This window comes from Singulisphaera photorubra (assembly GCF_045290345.1).
Classification (GTDB): domain Bacteria; phylum Planctomycetota; class Planctomycetia; order Isosphaerales; family Isosphaeraceae; genus Singulisphaera.
The window spans coordinates 1092313-1105301 of sequence record NZ_CP155447.1 but is presented as its reverse complement, the minus strand read 5'-3'; the positions used below and the strand labels follow the sequence as shown (position 1 = coordinate 1105301).

At 61.0% G+C, this 12989-nt stretch carries 9 protein-coding genes and 3 pseudogenes; 7 read left to right on the top strand and 5 right to left on the bottom strand.

What is annotated here, in order from left to right:
- Nucleotides 1-337 precede the first annotated feature (337 nt).
- The 5 genes and pseudogenes from V5E97_RS04155 (at nucleotide 338) to V5E97_RS04135 (ending at nucleotide 6406) form a co-directional block, all read left to right on the top strand.
- The gene (locus V5E97_RS04155) at nucleotides 338-1576 is read left to right on the top strand and encodes an aldo/keto reductase (protein WP_406698020.1); all 1239 of its coding nucleotides are present in this window, start codon (nucleotides 338-340) and stop codon (nucleotides 1574-1576) included.
- A gap of 790 nt (nucleotides 1577-2366) precedes the next feature.
- A pseudogene (locus V5E97_RS04150) lies at nucleotides 2367-3355 on the top strand (SNF2 helicase-associated domain-containing protein); the annotation flags it as partial.
- Between the two features lie 96 nt (nucleotides 3356-3451).
- Nucleotides 3452-5065 carry a DEAD/DEAH box helicase gene (locus V5E97_RS04145; protein WP_406701120.1) on the top strand — a complete coding sequence of 538 codons (1614 nt, stop codon included), beginning with the start codon at nucleotides 3452-3454 and terminating at the stop codon, nucleotides 5063-5065.
- Nucleotides 5066-5090: 25 nt separating this feature from the next.
- Nucleotides 5091-6146: an SWIM zinc finger family protein gene (locus V5E97_RS04140; protein WP_406698019.1), complete on the top strand. Its 1056-nt coding sequence runs from the start codon at nucleotides 5091-5093 to the stop codon at nucleotides 6144-6146.
- Nucleotides 6147-6157: 11 nt separating this feature from the next.
- The gene (locus V5E97_RS04135) at nucleotides 6158-6406 is read left to right on the top strand and encodes a hypothetical protein (RefSeq protein ID WP_406698018.1); all 249 of its coding nucleotides are present in this window, start codon (nucleotides 6158-6160) and stop codon (nucleotides 6404-6406) included.
- 184 nt (nucleotides 6407-6590) lie between these two features.
- On the opposite strand, the pseudogene ycaC reads toward V5E97_RS04135, so the two are convergent.
- From ycaC to V5E97_RS04115, 4 genes and pseudogenes are all read right to left on the bottom strand, one after another.
- Nucleotides 6591-7213 (bottom strand): annotated as a pseudogene (ycaC, locus tag V5E97_RS04130) (isochorismate family cysteine hydrolase YcaC).
- A gap of 167 nt (nucleotides 7214-7380) precedes the next feature.
- Nucleotides 7381-9183: an arylsulfatase gene (locus tag V5E97_RS04125; protein ID WP_406698017.1), complete on the bottom strand. Its 1803-nt coding sequence runs from the start codon at nucleotides 9181-9183 to the stop codon at nucleotides 7381-7383.
- A 13-nt stretch (nucleotides 9184-9196) separates the two neighbouring features.
- Nucleotides 9197-10321, bottom strand: coding sequence for a formylglycine-generating enzyme family protein (locus tag V5E97_RS04120; RefSeq protein ID WP_406698016.1), 1125 nt, complete (start codon nucleotides 10319-10321; stop codon nucleotides 9197-9199).
- Nucleotides 10322-10615: 294 nt separating this feature from the next.
- Entirely contained in the window at nucleotides 10616-10801 is a 186-nt protein-coding gene (locus tag V5E97_RS04115) for a response regulator (protein ID WP_406698015.1), read from the bottom strand.
- Nucleotides 10802-11775: 974 nt separating this feature from the next.
- Between V5E97_RS04115 and V5E97_RS04110 the strand changes: the two genes are divergently transcribed.
- Nucleotides 11776-12177, top strand: a complete 402-nt coding sequence (locus tag V5E97_RS04110) for a hypothetical protein (RefSeq protein WP_406698014.1) — start codon at nucleotides 11776-11778, stop codon at nucleotides 12175-12177.
- A 206-nt stretch (nucleotides 12178-12383) separates the two neighbouring features.
- Here the strand turns inward: V5E97_RS04110 and V5E97_RS04105 are convergent, their stop codons facing one another.
- Nucleotides 12384-12677 (bottom strand): hypothetical protein, encoded by a 294-nt coding sequence (locus V5E97_RS04105; RefSeq protein ID WP_406701312.1) that lies wholly within the window; start codon nucleotides 12675-12677, stop codon nucleotides 12384-12386.
- Here V5E97_RS04105 and V5E97_RS04100 point away from each other — a divergent pair.
- Nucleotides 12639-12857 (top strand): annotated as a pseudogene (locus V5E97_RS04100) (hypothetical protein); the annotation flags it as partial. The gene V5E97_RS04105 and the pseudogene V5E97_RS04100 sit on opposite strands and share 39 nt — an antisense overlap.
- Nucleotides 12858-12989: the final 132 nt, after the last annotated feature.

The following is a 12989-nucleotide window of genomic DNA, read 5'->3' as shown; positions in this document are numbered from 1 at the left end:
CCGCCGCGCCCGTGTCGCAAGCCAGGCACTTCGTCTGGAAAGTCTGGGAGATTTAGTGGAAATGGACGCCTGGTCGCTGACCTCAATGGGTTTTCCAGGTTCCCCTCCTTGCCTTAATGAGGTGCTTGGCCAACGACCTCGGGACCCGACGCGGGGCCTGATCCCTGGCCAACTCCCAATCATTTGCGGTGCCCAGAGAGAGGTTTCCTTGCCTCCGATCCCGTGCTACATTCCTGACACGCTTGCGGCATAACTATTTGAGTCCTTACGCCGGGTCGGCACGATCAGACTCGCGCCGGGCCGCCGAGAACTCCCTGTTCCTGGAAAGGAATCGACCGTGAATCCGGACAATCACGTCAGCCGTCGGATTGCGTTGGGGATCGGCGTCGCGGGAGTGGGGGCGCTGGCGACAGGAACGGTCAGGGGCGGAGAGCCGATTCGGCAAGAGACGCCGCCCGGGAAGAACCCGGCGAATGAAGTGAAATTGCTGCCGACACGGAAGCTCGGCAGGAATGGCCCGATGGTGCCGATGCTCGCCATGGGGGGCGACATGGAGGCCACCAATGCGCCTGGGCTCATCAACAGGGCTTGGGCTTCGGGCATGCGCTACTATGACACAGCGCAGAAGTATGGTCATGAAAACGAGGAAGCGATCTATCGCCGGTGGTTCGCCGCCCATCCCGAACGTCGCAAAGACATCTTCCTCGTCTCCAAGGACTACCCCAAGAAGAAGGGGCCCGAGGAGTTGCTTACGATGATCGACACAAGGCTGGAGGCGCTCGGCACCGATTACATCGATCTCTACTTCATTCACCAACTCTGCCCCGAAGTGTATGGAGCGGAGTCGGTGAACTGGGGCAAGAGCGACGTCTTTCGCAAGGTTGCCGAGACGCTCAAGGCCTCGGGCAAGGTCAAGATGGTCGGGTTCTCTTGTCACGGCGGGCCCGAATACATTCAGGCGGCCGCCGATGGCGGGTTCCTCGACGCTTTGATGGTGCAGTACACCCCCTTCTATGAGCGCGGGGGAGCGTTCGATCGGGCGTTGACGGCCTGCCATGAGAAGGGCATCGGCCTGATCGCCATGAAAACCCTGCGGCACGCGGGCAACGTCCCCAAGCGGCTCCCCGAGTTCGAGAAGCTCGGCCTGACCACCCATCAGGCCCTCTTGCAAGCCGTCTGGAGCGACCCACGCATCAGCGCGATTTGCAACTCGGTGCGAAACTTCGATCAGATGAAGTCGAGCATCGCCTCAGCCCATGGCTACAAGGCGCCCTTGGAAGTTTCGCTGGTCAATCGGCTCAAGGACGCTGTTCTCGCCAGCCGCCGGACAATGTGCCCCGGCTGCCCGTCTTGCGACGCCAAGGTCGCCTCGACCGGATTCGCCTTCCGCGACGTCGCCCGCTACGTGACCTACTTCGAGCAGGACAACTACGGGCAATCGCGCGACCTGTACCTGGCGCTCTCCGAATCGGCCCGAGACTCGTCGCAGGCCGACCTCAAGGCACTTCACGAGGCCTGCGCCTTCGGGATCAACTACCCGGAAATCGCCGCCCGCGCCGAGCGGTACTTTGCCTGAGTGGGAATCTGAAACTGTCGCCACGTGACCGGGGCTTCCGCCCGGATCCATCAACCCGTTGCCGTTGCCACGGTGTCAGACGAGCCAGCCGATACGAAGGCCCAAAGACGGGGAGCGATCCGCTCCCCGCTCGCCTTCCAAAGGCGAGCGGGGTGCGTAAGCTTCCTTGTCTTCCGACGGACGAAGAGCCACCGGTCACGTGGCGGCCGTCTCGGGAATCTTTGGGAATGGCTCACGGGGTCAAGCCGGTGCTCGGCCGGAACTCCCCCCGACGGGCGGGCCATGGCGCCTGGTGGGCCGCATTCTGTGGCCGCGGCACCTACCCGGCTCCCCAGAATCATGTAGCGATGCGGAGTCCTCCGATGCTTTGGAGTGGATCGGGTCGTCTCGAGAACTGGACCGTCGCGCGGGAGATCCTGAGCCGACCCGATCTTTTGCGAACTCCACGCGGGCTTGCCATTTCTCAGCGAGGCTCGTGCGTTCCGGGTCGTTGAGTTGACGCGGAAGCGGTGTTGGAGCCCATTGAACTGGAAGGATCGTTCAGAACAAAATCAACGATCCCCGACTGGGCGAGAATCGCGCGGGATTTCCGGCCCGGTCGAATCCGTAGCACGGCCGGCCCGGCCGTATCCCCTCGGCCCACGGCTATTCCTCAGGCTTACGCCGACCCCGAGGGAATTACGGCCGGGCCGGCCGTGCTACTGCAAACAACCCGTTGCGGTAACCGCATGAATCATCGGTTCTTTCGCTCTTTCGCGGATCGGTCAGAAAAAATGTCGCGAGCGGTGGGATGATGCATGAACTGACGATCACGCCGGAAGGTCATCTCCTCGTCCGGGAGACGTCGCTCGACTCTTCGGATCGGAAGCCCTCGAAACGGCTCCTCGAAGCGTACGGAGAGAGCCCGGCGCGTGGGATGCTCTACTCGGCGACCATCGAGATGGAGGCGGCCTTGCCGCCTCCATTCGAGTTCGCCCGATCGATCGCCCGGCTCTATCTGACGAACCTTTGCCACGCCGCGATCGCGGACCCCGGCGGGCCCGTTCCCGAACTCCCACCCCCTGCGGCCGATTTCGAACGGGCCGTTCTCCAGGCTCCCCCCATGACCGGGTTGGAGTACCTGTCGGAACCGGTCTTGTCGAATTGGTGGCGCGACCTGGATTCGCTCGTCCGGAGCGAGATCGAGAGCCACCCCGACGGCACCCAAGGTTATCTGCGCGAGCGCAACCCTCAGTGGCGTTCCGTCGGTCGCGTGACCTTTCATCTGGCGGAGAACAAGCGGAACCCGGATTACCCGTTTGCCTTTCTCGCCACGTTCGCGAACGGTCTGACGCCCCAAGGCAAGGTGAAGCACGAACCGCTGGGCCGGGCGCTTCAGCAGTACGCCGGGGAACAGAACCGCGAGGCGATGCTCACCCTGCTGCTCCCGATTTCAAGAGCCGCCCAATCCTCGGAATTGATTCGCCGGCTCGTCGATTCCGGGGAAATCTATCACCCCCTCGCGTGGTCGCCAAGGGACGCGTACGAGTTCCTCAAGGCGGTTTCACTTTTTGAATCGAGCGGGCTGATCGTGCGGGTGCCCGACTGGTGGAACGCCCAGAAGCCGGCCCGCCCCCGCGTCAGCGTGAAGGTCGATACGAAGAATTCGGCGGGCATCGGCGTCGATTCGCTTCTGGAGTTCTCCGTCGGTGTCAGTCTCGAGGAGAAACGCTAAGTCCCGACGAGATCGACCAGTTGCTCGAGTCCAGCGGCGGCCTGATCCCGCTGAAGGGAAAGTGGGTCGAAGTCGATCGCGAGAAGCTCAATGAGGCGCTGACGCACTGGAAACTCGTCGAGCGGGATGTTCGCCGGGAAGGCATCTCGTTCTTTCAAGGGATGCGCTTGCTCTCCGGGGCGAACCTCACCAAAGAGGGCAAGGAGGAGCGCGAGGCGTCGATTCGCGAGTGGACGGGCCTGACGGCCGGAGCGGACCTGGATTCGGTTTTGAAGACGCTGCGTGCTCCGGAGACTCGGCTGGAGAAGGCGCCTCCCCAGTTGAAAGCGGAGCTTCGCCCGTACCAGCTCACGGGCTACTCCTGGCTCCGATTCGTCACCCGCCTGGGACTGGGTGCTTGCCTGGCCGATGACATGGGCCTCGGCAAGACGGTCCAGGTGATTTCGCTGCTGCTCGATCTCAAACGCGAGCCATCCAAGAAGACGAAAATCGCGAGCCTGCTGGTCGTGCCGGCTTCCTTGATTGCGAACTGGAAGGCGGAGCTAGGCAAGTTTGCGCCAAGCCTTGCTTATGCCGTGGTCCATCCGTCGGAGGCGAACGCGAAGGGGGGCGAAGTCGGGCCCGAGGAAGCGGGGACGCTCGACTTGATCGTGACCACCTACGGCATGCTCGTTCGCACGGACTGGTTGAAGGAGTATCAATGGCGATTGTTGATCCTCGACGAGGCCCAGGCGATCAAGAACTCGGGCACGAAGCAGACGCGTGCCGTGAAGGAATTGACCGCTGCCGCCCGGGTCGCCATGACGGGCACGCCCGTCGAGAATCGCCTGTCGGATCTCTGGTCGCTCTTTGATTTCTTGAACCCTGGGCTGCTGGGCACAGCCAAGCAATTCAGCTCGTTCGTCAAGAAACTGCAGGACGACCCGGATCGCTCGTTCGAACCGCTTCGCAACCTCGTCCGCCCCTATATTCTGCGGCGGCTGAAGACGGATAAGCGAGTGATCTCCGACCTCCCCGACAAAACCGAGGTGAATGCCTTCTGCTCGCTGAGCAAGCACCAGGCCGCGCTCTACCAGACGGCGGTCGCCGAGCTCGCCGAGCAGTTGGAGGCCGCGGACGGCATTCAACGCCGGGGCGTCGTGTTGGCGCAGCTCATGCGGCTGAAACAAATCTGCAACCATCCGGCGCAAGTGACCGGCACGAACGACTACCGGGCCGACCGGAGCGGCAAGTTTCAAAGGCTCGCGGAGATCGCCGAGGAGATCGCGTCCCGGCAGGAGAAAATGCTCGTTTTTACGCAGTTTCGCGAGGTCACCGAGCCCCTGGCCGACTTCCTCGCCACACTGTTTGGTCGCCCCGGGTTGGTGCTCCACGGGGGGACGAGCGTCCCGAAGCGGAAGCAGTACGTCGACCGATTTCAAAGGGAAGACGGCCCCCCCTTCTTCGTGCTATCGCTGAAAGCCGGTGGGACCGGACTGAACCTGACCTCGGCGTCGCACGTGATCCATTTCGACCGCTGGTGGAATCCCGCCATCGAAAACCAGGCCACTGACCGTGCCTTCCGGATCGGGCAAAAAAAGAATGTGCTCGTTCATAAGTTTATTTGCCGGGGAACGGTGGAAGAGCGAATCGACGAGATGATCACGCGGAAGTCCCAGGTCGCGAACGAGGCCATCGGCGGCAACGACTCGGGAGAGGTCTTATTGACCGAGATGGACGACGATGCGTTGCTACAATTTGTGAAGTTGGATCTCCAACAGGCGATCGACGCCTGACAAGCGCCTTCGGGGGTAGACTCTCATGGGCTGGTATGACTACAAGCCTTACGTCCCGGTGGCCAAGCGGCGCGCCCAAGCCGCGAAGGAAGTTGCCAAGCGGATCAAACAGGGACAGGCAATCTCACCGGTTGTCATTCAGGGGCGAACCATCGTCTCGACTTTCTGGGGCAAGGCGTGGTGCACGAACCTGGAAGGTTACAGCGATTTTGCGAACCGACTACCGCGCGGGCGGACGTACGTCCGCAACGGCTCTGTTGTGGACCTGAAGATTGAGAAGGGGCAGATCAAAGCACTGGTGAGCGGATCGGAACTTTACACGATCCAGATCGATATCGCCCCGCTCTCCAAGGACGCCTGGCAAGTTGTGAAGAAACTGTGCGCGGGCAAGATCGGCTCGCTGGTCGAGCTGTTGCAAGGCAAGCTCTCGAACGCGGTCATGGAGGCCGTGACGGATCGGGCCGAAGGGCTCTTTCCGAAGCCGAAAGAGATCAAAATGCGGTGCAGTTGCCCGGACTACGCAGGGATGTGCAAGCATCTGGCCGCGGTGATGTATGGGATTGGTAATCGCCTCGACTCCGCGCCCGAGCTGCTCTTCGAGCTCCGTGGGGTGGATCACCAGGAATTGATCGAACAGGCAATTCCCGCAGCCCCGACGAAGGCCAAACACGGCGCACCCACGATCGAGTCGGCCGATCTGAGCGAGATCTTCGGCATCGAAATCAATGATTCCCCTGCCGCGGAACCGCCGATCTCGAGTTCGACCACGAAGAAGGCCCCCAAAGTCAAAAAGGCCCCGCCCACTACGAAGCCCGTGACGGTAAAGCCGGCCGCGGCGGTGAAGCAGACCGCGGCGAAAAAGGCCACAACGGCGAAGCCTGCCACGGAAAAGAAGCTCGCGACGGTGAAGCCTGCCACGGAAAAGAAGACCACCGTGGTGAAGCCGGCCGCGACAGTGAAGCAGTCTGCGATGAAAAAGGCCGCGACGGTGAAGCCTGCTACGGAAAAGAAGATCGTGACGGCGAAGCCGGCCGCCGCTGCGACCCCAAAGAAGGCGAGGTCAGTTTCCAAAAAGGGGTAGCTCGAGAGAGCATGTGGCGGGATTGGATCACGCAGATTTTCCGATCCCTCGAACCGCCTCACCCGACGAAATCTCGCATCCTTCAGATGCTCTGGTTCATCAAGACCAGCCACGGCGTACCGGGATGGGCCCTGAGCGGCCTCCAGGCCAACCGAATCGATGGCGGGACGGGGCTCCTGAGTGAACGAATGGCCCAGGAGCTTGGGAAGGATGTATTCCTCGACGCGGCTGAGGGGCTGTTTGTTTCCGCAATCAAGTGAGGCAGGGCTCGAAGACGTTGCCAGGGACGGAACGGGGCCGCCCCTGGGCCGTCGAACCGTCCCAAGAATCGTTGCGGGCCGATGACACCTTGTTCAAAAGCCGGGCGATCTGAAATGGGACATCCCACGAGACCTGGATCAATCTCGTGGGCCGTGGGAGTTCGAGTCGGTACTTGCCTTGAGCTTACTTCCTGACGTTGTAACTGGTGATGAGGTTTTTGTATGCGGGGAGGTGATTTGAGAAGAGCCGCCCGAGCCCCTCAACGTCGTTCCGCCAATCTCGATGCAACTCGCAAGCGACGCCGAACCAACTCATCAACTGGGCCCCCGCTGCTTCCATCCGCGACCAGGCCGCTTGCCGTGTGGTCAGATTAAACGTCCCCGAAGCGTCCGTCACCACGAACACCTCATAGCCCTCCTCCAACGCCGACAACGCGGGGAAGGCGACGCACACCTCGGTAACGACACCGGCGATGATCAACTGCTTCTTCCCTGTCGCCTTGACCGCGCTGACGAAGTCTTCATTGTCCCAGGCATTGATGTTGCCGGGGCGCGCGATGTAGGGTGCGTCCGGAAAATCTCCTTCAACTCAGGGACAAGTGGCCCGTTCGGGCCGTCCTCAAAACTCGTGGTGAGGATGGTCGGTAGATTGAAGTACTTGGCCAGGTCGGCGAGCGCGAGCACGTTGTTCTTGAACTCGTCCGGCGAGAAGTCGCCGACGATATTGCAGAGACCGGATTGGTGGTCGACGAGCAAGACGGCGGCTTCGGACTTATCGAGCCGTCGATATTTGAAGTCGTTGTGCATCAGTTGCTCCTATGGCTTTGAAGCCAGGCTTGTCGGCCCAGCGAGTGAGAGTGGCGACCCGAGCTACTTGAACTCCACGACGACCTTCTCGATCATTCCGGTGAACGTGAACGGCAGCCCCTGGGTTGACGCCGCTCGGATCGCGCAGTGGGGCGGAAGCGAAGGGGTTAGTTCGAGTCTTTCGCGGACTCTTCCTGGGCATGCTTCAACTCTTCCAGAGTGCCCTCCATGATGGCGTTGGGCGTGAAACTCGGCGGGATCGAGCGCGGAGGAAACTCCTTGAAGGTTGCCGCGAACTTGGTGACTTCATCCATGCCGTAGTAGGTGAGGTAGGCGTGGTTGAGCCACCAGTCATAGTAGGTGTTCGAGGTGATGTCGGCCCGCTCGTAGGGATCGCTGAAGAGGTTGTAGAACTTCTGGAGTCGCAGTTTGGTGAATGGCTCGGCCCACACCTGCAAGGTGCCGGGCGCGCGCTGTTCGAGGAAGACCGACTTCCATTGATTGACGCGCAAGGCGACGAGTTGGCCGTCGTCGTTGGTATAGAAGAACTTGTTGCGTGCGCTCTTGGACGACGTGCCGCGCAGGAATCCAGACTGGTCGTAGCCATCGATGTGGACCTTGTAGGTCGTTTCGTTGGCGACGTATCCGGCCTTGAGCTTGTTGACGATGTCTGGCTCGCCCGCGATCGAGCAGAACGTCGGTAGCCAGTCGTTGTGGCTCATGATTTCATTGGTGATACTGCCTGGTTTGATCACGCCTGGCCAGCGGACCAGGCAAGGCACGCGGAAGGCACCTTCCCAATTCGTGTTCTTCTCGGAGCGGAAGGGAGTCGTTGCGCCGTCGGGCCAGGTGTTGGCATGCGGCCCGTTGTCGGTGGTGTAGACCACGATTGTGTCGTCGGCGATCTCCAGGTCGTCGAGCGCCTTGAGGAGTTGACCCACGTGCTGGTCGTGCTCGATCATACCGTCGATGTACTCGCTATCGCCCTGCTGATACTTGCCGCGATTCTCGGCTTTGACGTGCGTACGTAGGTGCATGCGCGTGCTGTTGTACCAGCAGAAGAAGGGGGTGCCGGCGCTGCTCTGCCGCTTGATGTAGTCCACCGCGGCGGCAACCGTCTCGTCGTCGATGGTCTCCATACGCTTCTTGGTGAGCGCACCACTGTCTTCAATGGTCTGCTTGCCCACCTTCCCGAATCGCGGGTCGATCGTTGGGTCGTCCCGGTCGATGGCCTTGCACCTGAGAACGCCGCGTGGACCGAATTTCTTCTTGAACTCCGGATCCTTTGGATAGTCGGGCAATTCAGGCTCTTCCTCGGCATTGAGGTGATAGAGGTTGCCGAAGAACTCATCGAATCCGTTGACCGTGGGAAGTGTCTCGTTGCGGTCGCCGATGTGATTCTTACCGAACTGACCCGTGGCATAGCCCAGGTTCTTGAGCAGAACGGCGGTCGTGGGATCGAGCTGGCTGATGCCCATCGGGGCGCCCGGGAAGCCCACTTTGGTCAGCCCGGTGCGGATTCCGTGCTGGCCCGTGATGAACGCAGCGCGGCCGGCGGTGCAGGATTGTTCGCCGTAGTAATGAAGGAACCGAATGCCTTCCTGGGCCACCCGGTCGATGTTGGGCGTGGTATATCCCAACAGGCCGTCGCTGTAGGCACTGATGTTACTGATGCCGATGTCGTCGCCGAAGATGACCAGGATGTTGGGCTTTTTCTCGGCCGAGGCCGCGTTGGCGGCGACGGTCTTGTTGCGTTCGGCCAGGGCCAGAATTGTCCCACGGTCAAGCTCGCTGGGGCAACACGACGCTTTCTCGGCCCTGGTCGCGTCGACCGCCGGCGGTCCGGGATCGTGCGCCAACGGGGCGGCATCCGCCGTCCGCGACCTGTCGGTGGTCGCCGCTACATAGCCCAGCAGCGATCCGATCGCCAACAGGGCCAGTGCTTGGAGTCCGGTGCTCTTCCCGATCATGCGTCATCTCCTCCTACCGAGGGTTCATCGCGCAGCGGAAGCCGACGTGCGACATGCCCGTGTCCGGGCTGCAACCATGCCTTGCGGAGGGGCGGTATCGCGAGCAGTAGCCGTCGTTGCAAAGGAATGAGCCTCCGCGTTGCACTCGCAGGGATAGGAGGGAGGCGGGGGGATCGTCGGCCCGCTCGGGGCCGGATGGATCAACGATGACATGGCGGACCCGCTCGCGATAGAGATCGCGCCGGTACCAGTCGGAGCACCACTCCCATACGTTCCCCGCGACATCGTAGAGGCCGAAGCCGTTGGGCGGATAGGACTTCACGGGAGCCGTGCCATTGAAGCCGTCCGCCGCCTCGTTTTGATAGGGGAAGTGGCCCTGCCAGATGTTCGCCTGCCAGCGTCCGCCCTGCCCTGGCTCGGTCATGCCCCAGCTATAGGGCTGCCCATCGAGTCCGCCGCGGGCCGCATACTCCCATTCTGCCTCGGTCGGCAACCGTTTGCCCGCCCATCGGGCGTAAGCGACCGCATCGTCCCATGAGACGTGGACGACGGGGTGATCGTCCCGACCAGCGAGGTCGCTCTCGGGGCCTTCAGGATGTCTCCAGGATGCGCCTGGCGTCCATCTCCACCATTGTGAGAAGTCATTCAGAGGGATCGGCCCGTTGGTCGGGGAGAAGACCAGTGATCCAGGCACCAAGTCTTTGGCCGCCGGTTCGGGCGTTCCCGGTGACACCTGGGCCATGATCGCCCGAAGGTCGGGGGGACGCTCGGCCGTCGTGACATAGTTGCTTGCTTCGATGAATCGGCGGAATTGGGCGTTCGTGACTTCGTGCTCGTCGATCCAGAAGCCGTTGATTCGGACGCGATGGGCGGGCCGTTCGTCGGGCCAACCGAGGGGCGAGTCGGTGCCCATCGTGAATTCCGCCGGCGGAATCCAGCACATCCCCGGTGGGAGCTTGGGACGCTCTGGCGTCGCGGCGAATTTCGTCAACCCGTAGGTCAAGACGAAAGAAGTTGCGGCGAGTCCACCGAGGAGGATAAGCCGGAAATTCCACTTACAACCCTGTTCAATCCGTGTCCGTGATTTCGAATCCAGACTCGGTTGAGGATCGCCGGAGATCGTGGCACGTCGAGGCATCGGTCTCCTCGCTCACCGTGTAATTGACGAAGAGATCAGCCTGCTTAAAGACCCAGGAGGCCGATGATTCCACGCCTCAGGTTAGGATAGGCAAGACCGATTCGAAATGCCAAGTGTTGCACGAGACAATTGGATGATGATGTGGAGCGCCCGCGAGCCGAGAGGCGTCCCCTGTCGCGTGCGGTAGGGGCGGGTCTTTGGATCCAAGCCTGGTTACCGGCAGGATCCGGTCGACCGCTCTCCAGGCAGTCCTGAGTCTTCCTGGCTAGTGAAATCAGTTTCCCCCGGAGAGGATCAGCACCAGTGCATCGTAGTCGAGCGGCTTGATGAGGTGATGGTTAATGCCCGCTTCGCGTGAGCGTCCTCCTCCTGGCCGTATCCGGAGATGGCGACGATGACTGTCTTCTGGCAGCACTTGAGTTCGCTGAGCCTTGCGGCGACCTTCTCGACAGGCGTCTCGTTCTTTCGCGGCTTTCGCATGGTGAGACTCCTGCCGAGTCAATCACCAACGTCGGACCCGGCTGTGTGGGGTCACTCCCCTGATATTACCAGTGTGGCGAGCGTGATCTGCAGCGACAGAGATGGCCCATCGGCCCGTGGTTCGTCTCCGGAATCTGGACAAACCGCCAGTATGCCTGGCCGGGGCGGGGCCACTTCGTCCCCAGGCTGACCGCCCTTGTTTTGACGGTTTCCTACAGGGCTGTATTTTCCGGCCCGTGCGTCATCTGACTGTTCTGCGCTCTAGCTCAATCGAGTTTTCAAAATAAAATCCAGGTAAGCACGAATACGCCATTATTTTATTTGCATTGACTTAATGCGTCAATTAGAACATCAGACTCGGATCCCTGAAGTGATATCGCCGAATTTGCTTCGCTATGGCAATCGCATCATGAGTTACAGCGAGTTTTATGTGTTAAAGTGTGAGGGAAGATCGAACCAAGGTGCTAGAACATAGGCTTGCCGAAGTTCAGAGAACTCCCGTCCTGATCGACGGAGCGATCAGCGATCTTATACCGGCAAGCGAAGGAAGCCCCAGCGTTCGTAGCTGATGCGGAATTCGCAGATCAGATTACCGAGGAGGGCGGGCGGAAAGCCATCCTAAAAGGTCTCTCAACTCACTGAAGACGAGAAGCTGTGGAAGGTAAACCTTGAGGGGAACGCAACTGCTATCCGTAACGCCCTTCAAAAGGCAGTGGACTCCGCACTTTCACCCCCCTGAAGGCGTCAAGTTTTGCATTGCAAGTTCTGGCAACGTGGCAGAATCGGTCGAAACTTACGAGAAAACCGAGTTCAAAACGCACTGTGTCTGTTGCGTGGATGGTTTGTGAATGTGCTGATGTATTGCAGCGATTTTCGACCCGAAACGAGTCAGCGAGAAGTGCTCGCACGGTCTGGAATGCTCGGCACGTCGCCGGCAGTCCGAGGCTTGGCGATCTCTTATAAAGAGGTGCATCATGGCACGTTTGGTAACTGTGTCGGCGACCATCGACGGCGTGGACGACGAGACGTTCGGCGCGAATGAACGCGGCCACGCCGAATTCACTCGTTCCACCGTGCTTGACAACAACCAGCCGCAGAACGTCATGGAGATGCAGTGCCGCTGGGGCGACGAGTGCCGGGTCGAACTCCGCATCACCGGCCAGCAGTTGGACAACAGCGACGTGCGGATCACCGGCGAGATGCTGTTGTTCGAGGGGACTAGCGAGAGTACGAACGATCTCGATGGCCGCAAGGACTTCTCCTTCATTGTCCCGAAGGGCAAGACCGCCACGAACAGCCAGCACGTCGATAACCAAGACGAGGGGGGTGACTTTGCGGATGTCCGCATGACGATCACCAACCAAATCGTGGAGTAGTGGCAGTCGATCGGAGCGCTAACCAGGTGGCACGATAGGTTTCTGGGACTTCAAGCTACTCGTATGCCGCCGGCCAGGTGAGCTGTGTCGTCAGGGCGATTGCGCCATAATGGGCATTGATCGGGATAGGGGGAGCCTCGCGGTTCCTCCCTCCCACACCACCGGACATACGGGGCCGAGAAAGGGTAAAGGGGGACGTAGCGATTTTAGGCCTGCACCTTCCGGGGCCGCCCCCGGGGACGTAAGCACGACTCCAGTCCCAGCCAGATCGCCGTTTCGCGGGTCCATGATTCCCCACCATACGGTCGGCCCCGGGATACCGAGTGCCACAACCGTTCGAGGTCGGCGGCGGAGAGGGGTTCGTTGCCCCGCTCCAGCCACCCCTCGTCCCGGACCGGCACCTCGCCCTTCCCCAACCACCGATCGCCACGCTGCCAGCCGGGCAGACTCGACCACTTCCAGTCCTCGGTGCGCGCTGTCGCCATCTGCTCAGTACGCATTCCAAGGGGATCGAGATTCAGGCGTACTGCGCGATCATTGCGTGCCTGCTGATCAGCCTGTGGACGGGCCGCAAGCCGACGCTGCGGTTTTACGAGATGATCTGCCTGTATTTCGCGGGCTGGGCAAGTCTAGAGGAGTTAATCGAACATGTTAGCAAATTGAAAGACGCAACCGTTTGACGCCTGCGGTTCGGCTGCCGAGCCCGCGGCGTTCGCTGCTACGCGGTGGTTTGCGACACGCCCACATCGGTGGCTCGCCCATGACACTGCGGGCGAGCTCCCCACGCCGCGAACGAGTCCATGCTCGGGTCA